Raw genomic sequence first — 19,214 nt, forward strand, 5'->3', positions numbered from 1 at the left:
ATGGAAAAATTAACTATTTTAGTTGTAGATGATGAGTCTATAAATATTCAAATAATATCTGAAATATTAACTGATGTGTATAATATAAAAATCGCTAAAAATGGGGAAAGTGGATATGAAGCCTATGAAAAATATTCTCCTGCTTTAATAATCTCAGACATAAATATGCCTATTCTGAATGGAATTGAAATGGTTTCAAAGATTAGACAAAAAGATCAAAATACAAAAGTGATATTTACAACATCCCATTCAGACTTAGATTATTTACTTCAATCAAGTTCATTAAAACTCATAAAATATATTTTAAAGCCAATAAAAAGAGAAGAGTTACTTGAAGCTGTAAACATAGCAGTTGAAGAGTTGCAAAAATATAAAATAGTCTCAAGTCATATTTTACAGTTAGATAAAGAGTATGTCTGGGATTTTAAAACTTTAAATTTAATGAAATCAGACCAAGCTATCTCTTTAACACCCACGGAGAGAAAAATATTAAATTATCTTTTTTCAAATGTTGGTTCTATGGTTACTTATGATGATATTCTTTATGAAGCCTGGGAAGATTATGACATGCCAAGCAAACAAACACTAAAAACAATGATAACAAATCTTAGAAAAAAAATCCCCGAAAATATAATTCACAATATTTATGGCATAGGCTATAAAATCTTGACTACTTCCTGACTATTTAATTTTATACTTTCATTATAACTTGTATTTCCTATGAGAAATACAAATTCTTAAAATAAGGATTTATAATGAAAAAGTATGTAATTAGTCTACTTGTAAGTGGGATTTTGTTAACAGTAAATGCTAGCGAAAATGGTGAAGTAAAAGCTTCTAATGAAACACATAAAAAACATGATTCACATTGGAGTTATGAGGGTACGAATGGTCCAAAATTTTGGGGGACAATTAATCCTTCTTTTCAAAGATGTGAAAATGGTGAAAGACAATCTCCTATAAATATAACAAAAGAATCAACTGTTGCTACAAATTCTTTAGGAAATCTTTTCTTTGATTATAAAGACACAGATATTAGTATAGTAAATAATGGACATACTATACAAGTAAATTCTGATAATCAAAGTTTTGCATTATTTCAAGGTAAAAAATTCAAACTTTTACAATTTCATTTTCACTCAAAAAGTGAGCACACAGTAAATGGAGAATACTATCCTTTAGAGTTACATTTAGTTCATCAAGCAGAAGATGGTGAGTTAGGGGTTATTGGAGTATTTTTTAAATTAGGTGAATATAATAGTTCCCTACAAAAAGTATTAAAATTTATGCCTAAAGATGCTGGAGCTAAAAATGAGAGTGATAAGTTTACTCTTAATCCAAATGACTTTTTACCAAAAGATAGAGGTTATTATCATTATTTAGGTTCTCTTACAACACCTCCTTGTACACAAATCGTAGAATGGTATGTGATGAAAAATCCAATAACTTTATCACAAAAACAATTGGAACAATTTCAAAATTTATATAATGGAAATTTTAGACCAACTTATCCTCTTAATAAGAGAATAGTATTAGAAAAGTAAGGAAAAACAATGATTAAGAATATGAAAATAAAAATAAAAATATTTTTATTAATAACAATAACATTAAGCTCTTTATTAATAGTTTCAGTAAGTTCATATGTTGGGATAAGTTCTGTGGGACATGAGATTGAAGAGTTAGCAGAATCTCATATTCCTTTAAATAAAGTAATTACAAATATTGAAGCTAGTATTTTAAAAGAAGAGGTTTTAACATATGCGTTAATAATTGCTTCAGAAGATGTATTTAGTGAAAAATTCCAAAAAGTTAAAGGTGAAATAGAAAAAATTGAAAAGGTTTCAGTAAAAAATATAAAAGAGTGTGAAGAAATAGCAGCAAAAGCTATAAATAAAAGTAGTGATGATGAAATCAAAAAAAGATATGAAGAGTTTTTAAAAGAGTGTATAGAACTTGAGAAAAGACAAAAAATGTTTGAAATCGGTATATCAAAATTAGTGCATGACTTAGAATCTGGAAATATTCAAGATATAGAAAAAGAGAAAGAAGAACTACACAAATTGCTTCTTGGCTTGGACAAGTTTGTAATAAATTTGACAAAACAAATCCAAGATTTAGTTAAAAAAGCAACAGCAAAAGCTAAAGATGACGAACATAGTGTAACTCTAACTATAGAGATAATCTCTATTTTAGCATTTATTATTTCGATTACATTTGGAATTTATTTAGCAAATAATATTAAAAACTTGATTAACACTTTCCAAACTGGATTATTAGGATTTTTTTCTTATCTTAATCGTGAAAGTGATGAGGTAAAACCTATAACAATTAATTCAAATGATGAAATAGGTCTTATGTCAAAAGTAGTAAATGAGAATATCAATAGAACAAGAGATTTATTAGAAGAAGATAGAGAACTAATTGAGGAAGTTAAAAAAATAGTTACAAAAGTAAATAGTGGAATATTTAAACAAGAAATAACAAAAAATACATCAAATGAGAGTTTAAATGAATTGAAATCTCTTTTAAATGAGATGTTAAAAGTTTTGACGGCTAATGTTTCTGAAGATTTAAATAAGATTCAAGTAGCTCTTGATCACTACCAACAGTTAGACTTTAGATATAGAATTGAAGGTTGTAGTGGAAAAACAAGCGTGGGATTGACAAAATTAGCTGAAATAATAAATACAATGTTAGTGGAAAACAAAAAATCAGGAGTATCATTAAATATTTCTGCACAAGCCCTATTAGGTAATATTACAACATTAAATAGTTCTTCAAATCAAGCTGCAGCTTCACTAGAAGAAACAGCTGCTGCTTTGGAAGAGATTACAAGTACAATTGTTAGTAATACTGAAAATGTAGTTAAGATGTCAAACTATGCAAATGAGTTGTCAGTTTCTGCAAATGAAGGTCAATCATTAGCTACTCAAACAACAACATCGATGGATGAGATAAATGCACAAGTAAGTGCAATAAATGATGCAATTAGTGTAATTGATCAAATTGCTTTTCAAACAAATATTCTTTCACTTAATGCAGCAGTGGAAGCAGCAACTGCTGGAGAAGCTGGGAAAGGATTTGCTGTTGTTGCTGGAGAAGTGAGAAATCTAGCATCAAGAAGTGCAGAAGCTGCTAAAGAGATAAAATCTTTAGTTGAAAATGCTACATTAAAAGCATCTGAAGGTAAAGAAATAGCAACAAGAATGATAAATGGATACTCTGGCTTAAATGAAAATGTTGATAAAACATTAGCTATTATAAAAGATATTGAGTTAGCATCAAAAGAGCAACAAACGGGAATTGTACAAATAAATGATGCGGTAAATCAGCTTGACCAACAAACTCAAGCAAATGCAAGTGCCGCAGCAGAAGCACAAGAAGTTGCAAATAATACATCTACAATTGCTAACAAAATAATTGAAGATGCCAATGAAAAAGAGTTCATTGGAAAAGAAGACATCTAAAAATACAATAAATAAGAGAGTTTTTACTTCTCTTATTTATCTTAAAACTTTCTAGAAACACCTATTACAAGTATCTTATAAATCCTTTTTTGTTACAATCTTAAAAATAAATAAACAAATGAGATAAAAGATGAAACAAAAACTTATTAGAAAGTGTCTTTTTCCAGCTGCTGGATATGGGACTAGATTTTTACCTGCTACAAAAGCAACACCTAAAGAGATGTTACCAATACTTACTAAACCACTTATTCAATATGGAGTAGAAGAAGCAATTGCTGCTGGTATGGATACCATGGCAATAGTAACAGGACGAGGTAAAAGAGCTATCGAAGATCATTTTGATATTTCTTATGAGTTAGAACATCAAATAAAAGGTACAAGCAAAGAACACTACTTAACTGAAATAAGAAGTGTAATAGAAAAGTGTACATTTTCATATACAAGACAAATAGAGATGAAAGGTTTAGGTCATGCTATTTTAACAGGTGGGGAAACTTTAATAGGCAATGAACCTTTTGCTGTAATACTTGCAGATGATTTATGTGACCATGAAGGAAGTGGAGTTTTAGCGCAAATGGTAGAGCTTTATGAAAAGTACAAATGCTCAATCGTAGCCATTGAAGAAGTGCCAAGAGATGAAACATATAAGTATGGAGTAATAGAGGGTAAAGAGATAGAAGATGGTATTTTTATGATAAGCAATATGGTAGAAAAACCAGATCCTAAAGATGCTCCATCAAATCTTGCAATTATTGGAAGATATATTTTAACACCTGATATTTATGAAATAATAAAAAATACAAAACCAGGTAAAAATGGAGAACTTCAAATCACTGATTCTCTTATGATACAAGCAAAAGAGAATATGGTAATAGGATATAAGTTCAAAGGTAAAAGGTTTGATTGTGGAAGTATAGATGGTTTTGTAGAAGCTACAAATCATTTTTATAATAAAGCGAAATAAGATGAAATATAATAAAAACTTTTATCAAATAAAATCAAATAAAGAAATATTTGAAAAAATAGAAAAAGAGAAGGGTTATATTGGTTATTATAATCTTCCTTATCAAGATACAAGTGATATAAAAGAGTTTGCTAAAAGTGTAACTCAAAAAGATATAGTAGTTGTAGGAATTGGTGGAAGTTCTTTAGGAACTTTTGCTATTCATAAGTTTTTACAACACAAAGAAAATGATAAAAAGCTTCACTTTTTAGAATCTACTGACCCTTTAGATTTACAAAGAAGAATTAGTAAAATAAATCTAAATGATGCACTTTTTATAATAATAAGTAAGTCAGGAACAACAGTTGAAACAGTTAGTATCTTAAAGTATTTACATACACTTATAAATATAGATTCTAAAAATACCATATGCATAACAGAAAATGATAGTAAGCTAAAAACTTTTGCAAACTCTAGGGATATTAAAACCTTTGAAATCCCAAAAGATGTGGGTGGTAGGTTTTCTGTATTTTCAACTGTGGGACTTGTACCATTAGCAATTATGGGTTTGGATATAGATGAGTTATTAAGTGGTTGTAAAGAAGTAAGTGATAGCTTTTTTTCTAAAGATGAATATTATTCTTTACTTATGGAAAAAGCTAGATTTTTGGTTGAAAATAAAAATAGATTTAATATAAATGTTGTATTTTCTTATTCACTTTTGCTTGAGGGTTTTAATAAATGGTATGTTCAACTTTGGGGAGAGAGTTTAGGAAAGATAAATATAAATGGAACAAAACAAGCCTTAACACCTATTGGCTTAGTGGGACCAATTGACCAACACTCTTTTTTACAACTAATAGTTGAGGGTAAAAGGGATAAGACGGTTACCTTTATAAAAATAGAAGATTTTCAAGATGAGATGACCATTCCTGATTTATCTTTGGAGGGATTGGAAGAGTTAGATTATTTAAATGATATTAAATTTAAAGATTTGATAAATAAACAAGCTGATGCAACAATTGAAGCAATAGGTACATTAGATGATATCCCTTGTGATGTGATAACTATCCAATCACAAGATGAATTTAATATTGGGAAACTAATGTTTTCATATGAGTTATTAACTTCAATTGTAGGAAAATTTGTACAAATAAATACCTATGACCAACCAGGTGTTGAAACAGGTAAAATCATCTTAAAAGAAAAACTAAAATAAAGTGAACTCTCTTATTACAAATGGGTCTAATAGTAATTTTTATACCCATTTAACAAAACTTTTAAGAGAATGTAAAAGCTACTATTTTTCTGTAGCTTTTATAAACTTCTCTGGAGTTCAACTTTTACTTGATAGTCTAGAGTTTTGTCAAAAAAATGGAATAAAAGGTAAAATCCTAACTTCCACTTATCTAAACTTTACCCAACCAAAAGCTTTAGAAAAACTACTTGAATATGAAAATATTGAGCTTAAAATATATGATACAAGTCATTTCCAAAAAGGTTTCCATACAAAGGCATATATTTTTGAGTTTGCAGATAATTACAAGATACTGCTTGGGTCTTCAAATATAACTGCAAGTGCTTTTAAAAGTAATGTGGAATGGAATATAAAAACAGTCTCAAAAAAAGATGATATTTTTGCAAATGAGATATTAAGGGAATTTGATATTTTATTTAAACAAAGTTTTGAAGTTGATAGTGGATTTCTAAATGATTATGAAAACTTTTATCATAAAAACAAAATAGAAGAGTTTTCTTATAAAAGCAGTTTTACACTAAATCGTATGCAAGAAGAGACTTTATATAACTTACAACATCTAAGAGATAAAAAACAAACAAAAGCCTTAGTGCTTGCAGCAACTGGTACAGGGAAAACTTATCTTGCAGCTTTTGATGTAAAAGCATATAAGCCTAAAAGAGTTTTATTTATAGTTCATCGGGAAAATATTTTAATAAAAGCAAAAAATAGTTTTGAGAAGATTATTTCAAATAAAACTATGGGTCTATATACAGGAAATAAAAAAGAGATTGATAAAGAGTATTTATTTACAACTATTCAAACGCTTAGTTCAAATTATGAGAACTTTTTAAAAGAGGAGTTTGATTATATAATTATTGATGAAGCTCACCATATCACAAGTCCTAGTTATGAAAAAGTTTGTGATTATTTTGAGCCTAAGTTTTTATTAGGACTTACAGCTACTCCAAATAGAAGTGATGAGGGAAATATTTATGAAGTCTTTGATGAAAATATTGCTTGTGATATAAGGCTTAGTGATGCTTTGGAGCATAGTTTAATCTCACCTTTTCATTATTATGGAATATGCGATATTGAATCAATTGATTATGAAAATATTGATATTTTAAATATATCACAGTTATCTAAAGCTTTGATGGTAAATAAAAGGGTCGATTATATTATTGAAAAGATGGATTTTTATTCCTTTGATGGTAAGAAAAGAAAAGCTTTAGCTTTTTGTGCTTCAAAAGAGCATGCAAACTTTATGGCTGAAGAGTTTAGCAAAAAAGGAATCATGTCTATTGGCTTAACAAGTGGTGACTCCATAGAAAAAAGAGAAGAGTATATAAAAAACTTGGAAGATGATACTCATGACTTAGAAGTGATTTGTAGCGTGGATATTTTTAATGAAGGAATTGATATTCCCTCAATCAATAGTGTACTTTTTTTGCGACCAACAAACTCTTCAATAGTCTTTGTGCAACAACTTGGTCGAGGTTTACGAAAACATAAAAACAAAGAGTTCGTGACTATTTTAGATTTTATTGGTAATCACAATAGAGCTTATATGGTAGCCTTTGGATTATTAGGTGATAAGATTATAGATAAAGAGAGTTTGAAAATTGCACTTTCAAATGATTTTGCAAATATTGCTCGTGCTTTTATTAGCATGGATGAGATATCTAAAAAAAGAGTATTGGAACAAATTGAAAAAGAGAATTTCTATTCTATGAGGTATTTAAAACAAAAGTACTATGAGTTTAAATCTCTACTTTCAAATAAAATTCCTATGCTAGAAGATTATATTGCTTTTAGTGACCACATTACTCCACTTGATTTTATTTCCGAGTCAAAATCATATATCGAGTTTTTACAAAAAGTTGAAGATAAAGATGAGATAAAAGCTTTATGCCAAGATGAAAATTTTATAAAAGCAATAAGATTTTTTGAGTTTTTATTACCCATAAAAAGAGTTTATGAGTTTGTTATTTTGAAGTATTTATTGACTCATAAATCCTGTGATGAAAAACAGATTTTTGATTTACTAAATAAAGAGTTAGATTTTGTTTCTAAGGATACAATAAAGCACTCTTTTAGATATCTAAATCAAGAGTTCTTTGATAAATTACAAGTGCAAAGATATCTAAAACTTGTAGATTTAAAAGATGAAAAACTATTTATTACAAAAGAGTTTGAAAAGATATTAGAAAAAAATGAAGCAAAAACTTTTGTGGAACATAGTTTAAATTATGGAATTATAACTTACAAACAAACTTTCAAAGAAAAGAATTATGGTTTACCATTTTTAAAACTTCATGAAAATTACAACATGCTAAATATAGCTTTAGTATGTAATCTTGACAAAATACATACTTCCTTTAGAGGAAGTGGTTTTCTAAAGCATAAGGACGATTTCTTTTTATTTATAACTTTACAAAAAGATAAGATGTCTAAGTCCTCAAAGTATAAAAACAATTTTTTAGATAAAAATTTGATTACTTATGTTAGTAAACCAAATATGAGTAGTGATAAAAGTGATGGATTAAGGCTAACTCAAAATATAAAATACAAAACAAGGTTGCATCTGTTTGTAAGAAAGATCTCCCATGAAGATAAAAAGGTTCAACCCTTTATTTATCTGGGACGTTGTAATAGTAAATCTTATGATGGTAATAAACCTATAAATATAACTTTAGAGCTTGAAAGAGAAGTTCAAAATGGACTTTATGAAGAGTTTACGAAGGTTTTAGAAGAGTAGATTATACTCTTCTAAATAAAACTATTTTAATAAGTGCTCATACTTTTTATCAGTAAGTAGTTTTAGAAATGCCACAAGTGCATCAACTTTTCTATCAGTTAATTTTTGTGCTTTTAATTCTTCTTTCGCAATAGTTTCTTCAACTTCTGGATCAGCCCATTTTTTACCAGTTTCTGGATTTATTGTTCGTTCTTGATTATTATATTTATCATAAAACTCAATAACAGTTCTTAACTCTTTAAATACACCATTATGCATATATGGACCTGTAACTGCTACATTTCTTAGTGTTGGAACTTTAAATTTCCCTTTTTGATTTACATCTGTAACTGTTGGATTTGCTAATAATCCTTCATCAGCACTTTTTGTACCACTTTTTTTATTTAAAGCATGATTTACAGGTACTCCAATATTGTGATATTGGAAGTTTGTAAATGTCTCACCTTCTTTATCTTCACCTTTTAAAACATGACAAGTTGAACAAGAGTTATTATTATTTGAGAAAAATAGAGCTTTCCCTAAATCTTCAAGTGGAGTTAAGTCATATTCATCTCTTAAATATCTATCATATTTAGAATCAAATGGTGAAAATTCTGTTGTTCTTTCAAAGCTTGCGATACTTTTTGTCAAAGCTACAAAAGCTTTTTTAGGATCTTTGAATATGTCTTTTCCATAAATATCTTTGAAAGCACTTACATAATATGGATTTTCTAGTACTCTTTTCATAACCTCATTTTCATTTGGCATTTCCATTTCTACTGGATTTAAAGGTGGTCCTCCTGCTTGGTCTTCTAAAGTACTAGCTCTCCCATCCCAAAATTGTCCACCAACATAAGCTTTTTCTTTTTTGTCATAATGAAAGCTTGGTGTTTGATTCGCATATGATGCTGTTGGTGCATTTCTTCCACCAACTGATTTACCATTATCTCCCAATGATGCCATATTTGAAACACCATTTCCTCTATGGTCACTAAATCCCATATCAGGATTGTGACATGTTGCACAAGACATAGTTTTATTTTTTGATAGGTTTTTATCAAAAAATAGGCTTTTACCTAAGGTTTCTTGTGGGGTTAATTCACTACTGTACATGCTTACAAAAAGTAAACTTGCAATTAAAATCGATTTTGTCATAATTGTCTCCTATTAAATAAGTTTCTGAAAGGAAAAAATAAAATACCTCTAATAGTTGTGTATTCTTTCATTTGTTCTTTTCTAAGTCCGAATTTTAAAACTTTTACATCTTTTGAGAGTTTTAAACTTCCAAACATATAATCCCAAATAGCCAAATATCCTCCATAGTTTTTATCAAAGTGTTTATTACTATGGTGTATTTGGTGCTGCTTTGGGGAAATAAATATTTTTTCTAAATATTTACCATATGAGATTGGTACATGTGTATGTCTTAAGTTTGACCCTAAAAGGGAAAAAATAACAATAAATACATTTGCACCAAATATCATATAAATATCAATCATAGCTCCAAAAAAATATACAAATATACCAGTTACAAAACCAACACTTAAACTATATCTTAGTCCAAAAAGTATATTTTCAACTGGATGAACTCTGTAAAAAGTAAGTGGGTTTAGAACTTTTGCACTATGATGAACTTTGTGAAATTCCCATAAGAATTTTACTTCATGTAAAAGTCTATGTAATATATACCTTGTAAAGTCACTACAAACAAAAAGAGCTAAGGTATATAAAAGTAGGGTTTCTTTATATGAAAAAAAAGTGTTTTGAACCATTCCAAAATTTAGATATAAAAATCTTGAAACAGCAAAAGCCACTGATTTTGCACTTAAAATAAATGGTATTAATAAAAAAACATTTATAAAGTATCCCAAAAAAAAGTAAGAGTAATCAAGTTTTGCACTTGGATGTAACCATAACTTTGATGACAATATTACTTTATTACTTTTTTTTGTATAGATAAAATATATAAATGTTATTAAAATTGATGAAATAATATAAACCCAAAATATTCTTTTATTTGGATTTATAAGGTATTCAAATACGATTAGATCGTTCAAATCAATCTCCATCAGCCTCTAAAATTTTAGCTGTGATACTAAGTTGTTCAATCAAAGATAAAAAGTAAGATACATGAAGTTCATTTACTGCATCATACAAATCTTTTGAATTATTTTTTGCGCTTTTAAGAGCTTTGTTTAATAAAGCTTGTGCTTCTATAGTCTCTTTTTTTGCTCCATTTTCTTTCGCCATATTTGCAAAATTGTAATATTTTTGTTCACCTATAATCTCTTCATTTGCTTCTAATATAGCTACAATTGCTGCATTTGTATTATTACTTAAAATATACTCTTTTTCTTTATGGGGAACCTTTATTCTCCACTCTTTTAGTTTATAAGTACTAGCAATTAAAGTATTCATAACTAAACTATTTTCCCATAGGTCATCTTTTTTAGTTCTAGTTAAATAACCCTCATAAACTTCTTTTATATCATCTAACTTAGAGATAATAGAATCAACAATAACATCTGCTATTGCTTTTTCTCTTTTTGTAATTGTTTTATCATTAAATAAAATATACTCTAAAGCATTTACCGTTTTAAATGAGTTTTTAAAAAGTGCAATTTGTGGTTCATCTTTTGAGTCAATAACTCTTTGCATTTGAACACTAAGATCTTCTTTTAGATTATGAAATACATCAATATATCTTGGAGTATCAATATAATTATCATCAATATCTCCTGCAAAATAAAATGCTTCAACTTTTTTCCATGATTTTATGAAAGTAGTAAAGTTTTGTGCAGAATAATCTTTTTTTAGAATTTGTGCATTTTTTATAGTATTGTCAACATTTACTATTGAAACATTTTTTAAAATAGAATCAAGCATAGTATCTTTTGCAAATAATGACATGAAACTTATAATAAGTATCAAAAATATTTTTTTCATTATAATCCTTTTAGAAACTCAATTAAAAGTTTCTTTTCTTTTTTATTTAAAGCAACATAATTTTCTTTTGCCTTTGTTGCTTCTCCTCCATGCCATAAAATAGCCTCTTGAAATGTATTCGCTCGTCCATCATGTAATAATCTATAAGCTTTTCTTTCAACAGTATATCCCCACAATGGAGTTGTTCTAAATTCATTTTTTGAAGCTTGAAACTCACTTCTTCCATCACTTAAACCCTCTCCCATATCATGTAATAAAAGATCCGAAAAAGTATAAATATCTGTACCGTCATTTGCTTTTAATGAGGGCACATGACAAGAAGTACATCCAATCTTAGAAAATACTTCTATACCTTTTTCAAAGTTTTTACTTTTTGTTGGAGTATAAGTTGGAAGATTTTCTAAATAATAAGTAATTGCATCTAATCTTTCATCTGTAATATCTATCTCATCTCTAGCTTTTGGAGCTTTTAAACAAGCAGTTTGAGATTTAGTACAATTCTCACCTTTTAAAAGACTTGTTGTCAATCCCATATCATTAAATGCTGCATTTGCTATTTGTTCTTTTACAAAAGCAACACTTGCTTTATATGTAAATCTCCCTAACTCTTCTTTTTTTGTAATTTTTGAGTAAACATAATTTGCTCTTCCACTTATTCCATCATGATTTGAATCATTTTCATCCACATTTGCAAGAATTGATTTTTCATCTATTTTTGAAAGCAAACCCATTCCATAAAGCGTTGGAGCAATTCTGTATGATATATTTGTTGAATTAGTAAGATGACCATAATTTAGATTTTTTAAAGTATATTTTGGTTTATAAATATAGTGTTCTTTATTGTCAAAAAAAAGTTTTATTTTCTCAAAGTCAATATTTACATTTGCTTCATATGGAACACCTTGTACCCCACTTATAGATATTTGAGCACCATAAACTGAATCAGGAATAAAACCATCTCTTTTTAAAATATTTTTATGCAATTTTGAATTATCTGAGTCAATTGAAAGTTTTGGAATTAAAGACTTTGAAGCTTCATTTTTTTTATTGTATAAAACACCTCTTGCAGTGTTTGGGTGACATGCTATGCAAGCATTTGCATTAAACAAAGGTCCAAGACCATCCCTTGCAGTTGTGGCACTAGGTGCCTCAACCCAAGGAATAGTAAAAAAACTTCTTCCTAATATATATTTATCATAATCTTCATTATTCATCTCTTGTTGAGATGAATATAGAGTTGTTGTAAATAATAGTAAAAATGCTAAGAGATTAAAGTTTAGTTTCATCTGCGTCTGTTACATCATCTTTTGTTAAGCTTATTCCATTTGCACTAGCAACATCAACCATAGTATCACCAAGTTTTCTCATTTCATTTTTAAGTTTTACAATCACTTTTGACATAGGACTTGTTGGTCTTATTTGATAATCAAAATGTTCTTTTGTTTTTGCAGTTTCGTCTACTAAGGCAATTTTTTCTTCAATTGATTTCATAAGTTTTTCAATTTTTGCTTTAGAATCTCCATCCACTTTATCTAAAAGAGATGGGCCATATTTTTTCCCATTATAAGTTGAAGTTAAAATGTTTTTGAAACCTTGATAATTCATAGCGATATCTCTATGCGTGTTATCAGAAAAACAAGAGTGTTCATCTTCTTCAGATGGTGTTAATACCGCAACTGCAATTCTTTCATTTGCTAATTCTGATTTCATAAATACACCCATACCTGCAATGATTTGTTTTAAAGCATCATTTTGAGATATGTTTTTTGATGCATTATCACCTTTTAATTGATCTAAAATAGCAGCTCTATATAATCCTTTAGTTCCATCAACATTTTTTGCCCAAGCAGAAGTTACAACTTCTAAGTCACTTACTATTTTTTGTGAAGCAGCTTTTAAATACTCTAATCTTCTTGGAGCATCTACATCACTTGTAAAGTCACTAAGTGGTCTTTGACCTGCTGTCATTGGTCCATTAGTAATTGAATCTTTTAAGAAATTTGAATAATCTTGATCTTGTCCCCATAATAAAAATTCTACGGCATGGTATCCACTTGCAACATTTGCCTCTCCACCATTTTCATTTAATTCTGAAATAGCATTAGCAGTAATTTTTGTTACATCAACTGGTTTTGCATCTTCTCCTCCTGGATTAAATACTCCAACAGTATCAATAATATTACCTGCTGTTTTTTTACCATTTGCATCAATTGTATAATCAATCATATTTTCATCTAATGGCCAAGCATTAATTTGTCCTTCTAAGGCATCATAACTTTTTGCAACCCATCCATCTTCTGCATCAATTGGACCATTTGATAATCTAAATGCTTCAGTTTGACCATAACTTTCTCTTGAAGTTAACCAAGCATTTTTTGCATTTTGTAAACTTTCTTCTGTAGGATTAGAAGCAAATTTATCAATTGCTGTTACCAAAGCTTTTGCATCATTTAATGCATCTGTATAATTATCAATTGCAATATTAGCATAAGCTTCTAATATTGTTTTTGATTTAACAACTTCTTGTTTAGTGCCAGTATTTGATTCCGTAACGCAACCAGTTAGTGCAATTGCAGTTACAACTGAAAGTGAGATTAGTAGTTTTTTTGTGTTATTCATATTTTATTTTCCTTTTAAAATGCGTAAGTTACGCTTGGTTTAGATTTTATTATAATTGTTATACCATCATAATCAACATAAGTCAGATGTCAGAGAAAAACGCAATATCTCATGATTCTGTATCTTTTTCATTTATTCCTTTCTTTAGATTAAGCAAGCAACTCTTTTGCAAATAAATGTGCTTTAGTTGAATCAATATTCTTATGTTTCATATTCAAAACTTTAACTATTGAACATACCATTCTTGAACTCTTTTCAAGACCAGATTCTCTAAGTACTTTTCTAATTTCTCTTTTCAAAAGTAAATCAGACATGAATTAATCCTTTATGATAATAATTCTCATAATCCTACAAAAAGAAAACTTAATTTATGATAAAATGATAATTATTATCATTAAAATTTAAGATATTTTATGTTTTTTTTGCTAAAAGGTAAAATATCTTATAATATTAATAATGATTATCTAAATTGATTATGTTAATAAACTATTAATTAATTACTTATATAATACAAATAAAAAAAGGTAATTTTTGTATAAACTAATTATTATGCTAGTTCTCTGTTCATTACTTAATGCAAATGAATTAGAAGTGTTAAAAGATAGCAAAAAAGTACTAAGACAAACAGAAAAGAAGATAATCCAAAAGAACTATGAATCTTCAAAAAATGATTGGATATCTCCAATTACTATTAGCTCAGGATTAAACAGAAGTCATTCTTTTAATTCTGAAAGTGATAGTTTAACAAAAAGTGTTTCAATTGGATTTTCTCAATCAATATATAAATCAGGAGGAATAGAGTTTACAATCAAGAATGCAAAAGATGTGCTAAACTCTGATCTAATAGCTTGGGAGATTGAAAATAAAGCAATTTTAGAGACAATTTACGAGACTTTATTAGAAATTAAAAAGGTAAAACTGCAAATTGAACAAAGTGAATACTCTTTAAAAAATAAAGAAATAGAGTTAATCTTAAAAAAAATTCAATATGAAGCTGGAAATGCAGATATTACAGAATTAAATGATGCAATTATGTCAAAAAATACTCAATACAAAGAGAATATATCTTTAAAAAATTCACTAAAAGATAAAGAATATGAATTGTCTAAATATACAAATTTAAAATATAACCAAATAGATTTGATTGACTTTAAAATAATAGACAAAAATGAATTTTTGAAAAATAATTTGAATATTAAATATGAAAATTCTAAAGTGAAAGTTTTAGATAGTTCTTATAAAAAGTTAAAGAGCTCGTATCTTCCTCAACTTTCAGTGGGAACAAATTATTCATATTCAAGAAATGAAAATCTTCAAAGTGATACGCAATCAACTTCAAAAAATGGTTCTATTTCTTTGAATTTATCTATGCCTATTTATGATATAAATAAATCTAGTACAGTAGAAAAATCAAGATTAGAACTTCTTAAACAAAAAATTGCACTTAATGATATAAAAGATGAAACTTTGTATGAGTATGAACAAATATTAACTCAAATAGATACATATGAACAACAAAGTAAAATTATAAAAGAAAATTTAAATTTATATGATGAATTAATAAATGCTAATCGGAATTCAAATGAATCAGGAATGAGTTCTGATTATGATTTAGAGATATTGGAAAACACAAAAAAAATTAATGAATATGATTTGACAATAAATAATATTGATATAAAACTTCAATATTCTAAATTATATTTTAAAACAAAGGTATAAAAAGATGAATGAAACTTTACAAAATGATTTAGATAAATATAAAAGTAAAAAAGGAAAGAAAAGTAATCTTTTTATAGGAATATTTTTATTATTGATTATTGTTGGACTTTGTTTTTATTTTTTTATGTTTAATCAAAATGAACAAAAAGAGTTTCATTATGATACTTCCAAAATCAAGAAAGGTGATTTAGAAGTAGTAGTTTCAGCTACAGGAAATTTAAAACCAACAAATAGTGTAGATATTGGAATTGAAGTTTCAGGAACAATAAAAGATATATATGTAGATTTTAATGATGAAGTTAAAGTAGGGCAAATATTAGCAAAACTTGATACTACAAAATTACAATCACAAGTAGATAGTTCAAAAGCTTCATTAACTATTGCAAAAGCAAATTTAAAAGAAAATGAAGTAAATGTAAAAAGTAAAAAATTAACTTATACTAGAACATTAAGAATGTATGAACAGTCAGGTGGAAAATATCCTTCTCAAAATATACTTGATGAATCAAAATTTGATTATGAAAGTGCTCTTTCAAGCTTTGATTCAATGGAAGCAAAAGTAAAACAAGCAGAGTTTAATCTAAAAACTGATGAACAAAATCTTGATAAAGCAGTTGTAAAATCATCTATTAATGGAATAGTTTTAAATAGAGCAGTAGAAGTAGGACAAACAGTTGCTGCATCTATGTCAACACCTGTATTATTCACTTTAGCAAAAGATTTATCAAAAATGGATTTAGTAGTAAGTATAGATGAAGCAGATGTTGCAGATATAAAAAAAGGGTTAAATGTCACCTTTACAGTTGATGCTTATCCAAAAGAGACATTTAAAGGAAAGATAAAACAAGTAAGACTAAATCCTGTAGAAGTAAATGGGGTAGTTACATATGAAACTGTAGTTTTAGTAGACAATGAAAAACTATTTTTAAGACCAGGAATGACTGCTAGTGCAGAGATTATTACAAAAGAATCAAAAGATAAATTACTTGTACCAAATAGTGCTTTAAGATTTAAGCCTACTTTGAAAAATAAAGAGAACAAAAATGGGGCTGGAATAGTTGGTCCTAAGAGACCAATGGTAAAAAGAGAAGCAAAAAGTGTAGGGAAAATAGAATTTGGGAATGTTTGGATATTAAAAGACAATAAACCACAAAGAATAAGAATAAAAATTTTGGATACAAACGGTACGGTTACAAGTGTTGAATCAAAAGACTTAAAAGTAGATGATGAAGTAATTATTTCTCAAAGTAGTGATGATGAATGATAATGAAGTAGTAATTGAGTTTAAAAATATAGTTAAGACCTATGGAAAAGGGGAAGCTATAACTCATGCCTTAAATGGTATAGATTTTTCTATAAGAAGAGGAGAATTCATATCTATAATGGGAGCAAGTGGAAGTGGTAAATCAACTTCTATGAATATAATAGGTTGTTTAGATTCTCCAAGTAGTGGAGAATATCTGTTTAATAACATAAATGTAGAAAAACTAAATAGAAACCAATTAGCAGTAATAAGAAAGAATTATATTGGTTTTGTTTTTCAAGGCTTCAATCTTTTAGGCAGAACAAGCGCTTTAGAAAATGTGGAATTACCATTAATTTATAGAAAGGTTCCAACAAAACAAAGAAAAATCTTAGCAATGGAAGCTTTAAAAAAAGTTGGTTTAGAAAGTGTTGCAAATAATGCACCTTCTCAACTTTCAGGTGGACAACAACAGCGTGTTGCAATTGCAAGAGCATTAGTAACCGATCCTTTAATACTTTTAGCAGATGAGCCAACTGGAAATTTAGACAGTATAAAAAGTGTTGAAATATTGAATTTATTAAAACAGTTAAATGAAGAGTTAAATATCACAATTATTATGATAACCCATGAAGAGGAGATGGCAGCTTATTCAAATAGGATAATTTATTTTAGAGATGGACATATCGATGATAGTTTGAAAAAAGGATTTAAATAATGTTATTAAAAGCCTTTTTAATTGCCATAAAAGAGATAAGAAGAAATATCTTACGCTCTATTTTAACAGTTTTGGGAATAGTAATTGGAGTTGCTTCTGTTATAGGAATGGTTATGCTAGGTGATGGAACAACCGCTAGTGTAAAAGAAAATATTGAAAAACTTGGAACAAATATGTTAATCCTTCGTGTTGGACAAGAAAGAAGAGGAGGGCCTAGAACTGATAACAGTGCAAAAGCTTTCAAGATTGATGATGTTACTGCAATAAAGAATCAAATTGATAATATGAAAGCAGTAGCACCTGATAATAGTACAGGAGTCAATTTAATCTATTTAAATAAGAGTTATACCTCAAGTGTTGTTGGTACAAACAATGATTATTTTGTAATAAAAGATTGGAAACTAAAAGAGGGAAGATATTTTGATGAAAGTGAATTAAATAGTGGAAAATCATCTTGTATTTTAGGTACCACAATTGTCAAACAACTATTTGGAAGTGAAAATCCAGTGGGAGCTAAAATAAGACTAAAAAACTTTTCCTGTAATGTCATTGGAGTATTAGAGTCAAAGGGAGCTTCAACTTTTGGACAAGATCAAGATGAGATAGTAGTTGTTCCTTTACGAATGTTACAAAGAAAGATTCAAGGAAATAAAGATGTAAAATCTATAATTATTTCTGTAAATTCAAATAAAAACATCAAAAAAGCCAAAAAAGATATTACACTTTTGATGCAAGATAGAAGAAGTATAAAAGTAGGGGAAAGTGATAACTTCTATATAAGGGATATGGAAGATTTACTTTCTTCTATGACTTCTACAACACAAATGTTAACTTATTTATTAGGTTCAATTGCAGCAATTAGTTTACTTGTGGGAGGTATTGGTATTATGAATATTATGCTTGTATCTGTAACTGAGAGAACAAAAGAGATAGGAATAAGACTTGCTATTGGTGCAATGGAGAGTGAAGTTTTGCTTCAATTCTTAGTTGAAGCTATAGTTTTATCTACACTTGGTGGAATTATTGGAATAATATTAGGTATTAGTATAGGTTATATCGGTGTTTCATCTTTTGATTTACCATTTATAATAAATGAAAAAATAATTTTAATAGCATTTTTCTTTTCTACTCTTATAGGTGTTGTTTTTGGATATTTCCCTGCAAGAAAAGCTGCAAGACTTAACCCAATTGATGCATTAAGATATGAATAGATTATAATTATAATAACGATTATCAATTTTAATTGAAACTTAAGCTTCTCTTTGTTAATATCCCATTAACTTTTAGTTAACCTCATTAACTCTGTGTTAACTAAATGAAAATGGAGTATTAGCATGAATGGAAACAAAGATAGAAAGATTGAATCAAAAGAGATATTTCAAAAAGGAAACTCTATTCAAATCATCCATGATGGACAAGCTTATTATCTAAAAATAACAAAATCAAATAAACTAATACTTACCAAATAAACAAAGTCTAGCCAGCAAAAGTAATTTTTCTACATATAGCCAGCCAAAAAATCAAATCAAATCTTTTTAAATAGTCAAATTATTTTCTATTTAAAACTTTTATTTCTTGGAGG

Annotated in this window: 17 protein-coding genes; 11 read left to right on the top strand and 6 right to left on the bottom strand. The window is 27.9% G+C overall.

The window, feature by feature from the left end:
- From CRU95_RS09810 to CRU95_RS09835, 6 genes are all read left to right on the top strand, one after another.
- The gene (locus CRU95_RS09810; RefSeq protein ID WP_129100959.1) at positions 1 to 681 is read left to right on the top strand and encodes a response regulator transcription factor; all 681 of its coding nucleotides are present in this window, start codon (positions 1 to 3) and stop codon (positions 679 to 681) included.
- Positions 682 to 755: 74 nt separating this feature from the next.
- On the top strand, positions 756 to 1,544 hold the full coding sequence (locus CRU95_RS09815) for a carbonic anhydrase (RefSeq protein ID WP_129100960.1): 789 nt from the start codon (positions 756 to 758) through the stop codon (positions 1,542 to 1,544).
- Between the two features lie 9 nt (positions 1,545 to 1,553).
- Positions 1,554 to 3,467 carry a methyl-accepting chemotaxis protein gene (locus CRU95_RS09820; RefSeq protein ID WP_129100961.1) on the top strand — a complete coding sequence of 638 codons (1,914 nt, stop codon included), beginning with the start codon at positions 1,554 to 1,556 and terminating at the stop codon, positions 3,465 to 3,467.
- A 130-nt stretch (positions 3,468 to 3,597) separates the two neighbouring features.
- Entirely contained in the window at positions 3,598 to 4,431 is an 834-nt protein-coding gene (galU, locus tag CRU95_RS09825) for a UTP--glucose-1-phosphate uridylyltransferase GalU (protein WP_129100962.1), read from the top strand.
- A 1-nt stretch (position 4,432) separates the two neighbouring features.
- Positions 4,433 to 5,629, top strand: a complete 1,197-nt coding sequence (locus tag CRU95_RS09830) for a glucose-6-phosphate isomerase (RefSeq protein WP_129100963.1) — start codon at positions 4,433 to 4,435, stop codon at positions 5,627 to 5,629.
- 1 nt (position 5,630) lies between these two features.
- Complete coding sequence (locus CRU95_RS09835) at positions 5,631 to 8,408, top strand: DEAD/DEAH box helicase (protein WP_129100964.1); 2,778 nt, start codon at positions 5,631 to 5,633, stop codon at positions 8,406 to 8,408.
- Between the two features lie 21 nt (positions 8,409 to 8,429).
- On the opposite strand, the gene CRU95_RS09840 is transcribed toward CRU95_RS09835, so the two are convergent.
- From CRU95_RS09840 to CRU95_RS16615, 6 genes are all read right to left on the bottom strand, one after another.
- The gene (locus tag CRU95_RS09840; RefSeq protein ID WP_129100965.1) at positions 8,430 to 9,542 is read right to left on the bottom strand and encodes a cytochrome-c peroxidase; all 1,113 of its coding nucleotides are present in this window, start codon (positions 9,540 to 9,542) and stop codon (positions 8,430 to 8,432) included.
- Positions 9,539 to 10,444 (bottom strand): sterol desaturase family protein, encoded by a 906-nt coding sequence (locus CRU95_RS09845; RefSeq protein WP_258238674.1) that lies wholly within the window; start codon positions 10,442 to 10,444, stop codon positions 9,539 to 9,541. The genes CRU95_RS09840 and CRU95_RS09845 overlap by 4 nt, the downstream gene beginning before the upstream one ends.
- Before the next feature lies 1 nt (position 10,445).
- Positions 10,446 to 11,333, bottom strand: coding sequence for an imelysin family protein (locus CRU95_RS09850; protein WP_129100967.1), 888 nt, complete (start codon positions 11,331 to 11,333; stop codon positions 10,446 to 10,448).
- On the bottom strand, positions 11,333 to 12,619 hold the full coding sequence (locus CRU95_RS09855) for a di-heme oxidoredictase family protein (protein ID WP_129100968.1): 1,287 nt from the start codon (positions 12,617 to 12,619) through the stop codon (positions 11,333 to 11,335). Before CRU95_RS09855 ends, CRU95_RS09850 begins: the two co-directional genes overlap by 1 nt.
- Positions 12,603 to 13,952 carry an imelysin family protein gene (locus tag CRU95_RS09860; RefSeq protein ID WP_129100969.1) on the bottom strand — a complete coding sequence of 450 codons (1,350 nt, stop codon included), beginning with the start codon at positions 13,950 to 13,952 and terminating at the stop codon, positions 12,603 to 12,605. Before CRU95_RS09860 ends, CRU95_RS09855 begins: the two co-directional genes overlap by 17 nt.
- Positions 13,953 to 14,101: 149 nt before the next feature.
- On the bottom strand, positions 14,102 to 14,266 hold the full coding sequence (locus CRU95_RS16615; RefSeq protein ID WP_164969764.1) for a hypothetical protein: 165 nt from the start codon (positions 14,264 to 14,266) through the stop codon (positions 14,102 to 14,104).
- Between the two features lie 217 nt (positions 14,267 to 14,483).
- Between CRU95_RS16615 and CRU95_RS09865 the strand changes: the two genes are divergently transcribed.
- The 5 genes from CRU95_RS09865 to hemP all read left to right on the top strand — a co-directional run bounded on the left by CRU95_RS09865 (position 14,484) and on the right by hemP (position 19,101).
- A complete protein-coding gene (locus CRU95_RS09865) occupies positions 14,484 to 15,671 on the top strand; it encodes a TolC family protein (RefSeq protein WP_129100970.1) in 1,188 nt (395 codons plus the stop codon).
- 4 nt (positions 15,672 to 15,675) lie between these two features.
- On the top strand, positions 15,676 to 16,935 hold the full coding sequence (locus tag CRU95_RS09870) for an efflux RND transporter periplasmic adaptor subunit (RefSeq protein ID WP_129100971.1): 1,260 nt from the start codon (positions 15,676 to 15,678) through the stop codon (positions 16,933 to 16,935).
- Positions 16,928 to 17,632 carry an ABC transporter ATP-binding protein gene (locus CRU95_RS09875; RefSeq protein ID WP_258238675.1) on the top strand — a complete coding sequence of 235 codons (705 nt, stop codon included), beginning with the start codon at positions 16,928 to 16,930 and terminating at the stop codon, positions 17,630 to 17,632. The genes CRU95_RS09870 and CRU95_RS09875 overlap by 8 nt, the downstream gene beginning before the upstream one ends.
- Positions 17,632 to 18,843 (top strand): ABC transporter permease, encoded by a 1,212-nt coding sequence (locus tag CRU95_RS09880; protein ID WP_129100973.1) that lies wholly within the window; start codon positions 17,632 to 17,634, stop codon positions 18,841 to 18,843. Before CRU95_RS09875 ends, CRU95_RS09880 begins: the two co-directional genes overlap by 1 nt.
- Positions 18,844 to 18,966: 123 nt before the next feature.
- Positions 18,967 to 19,101 carry a hemin uptake protein HemP gene (gene hemP / locus CRU95_RS09885; RefSeq protein WP_129100974.1) on the top strand — a complete coding sequence of 45 codons (135 nt, stop codon included), beginning with the start codon at positions 18,967 to 18,969 and terminating at the stop codon, positions 19,099 to 19,101.
- The last annotated feature ends 113 nt before the right edge of the window (positions 19,102 to 19,214 follow it).

Origin of the sequence: Arcobacter sp. F2176 (genome assembly GCF_004116465.1) — a bacterium.
GTDB lineage: Bacteria > Campylobacterota > Campylobacteria > Campylobacterales > Arcobacteraceae > Arcobacter > Arcobacter siniprincipis.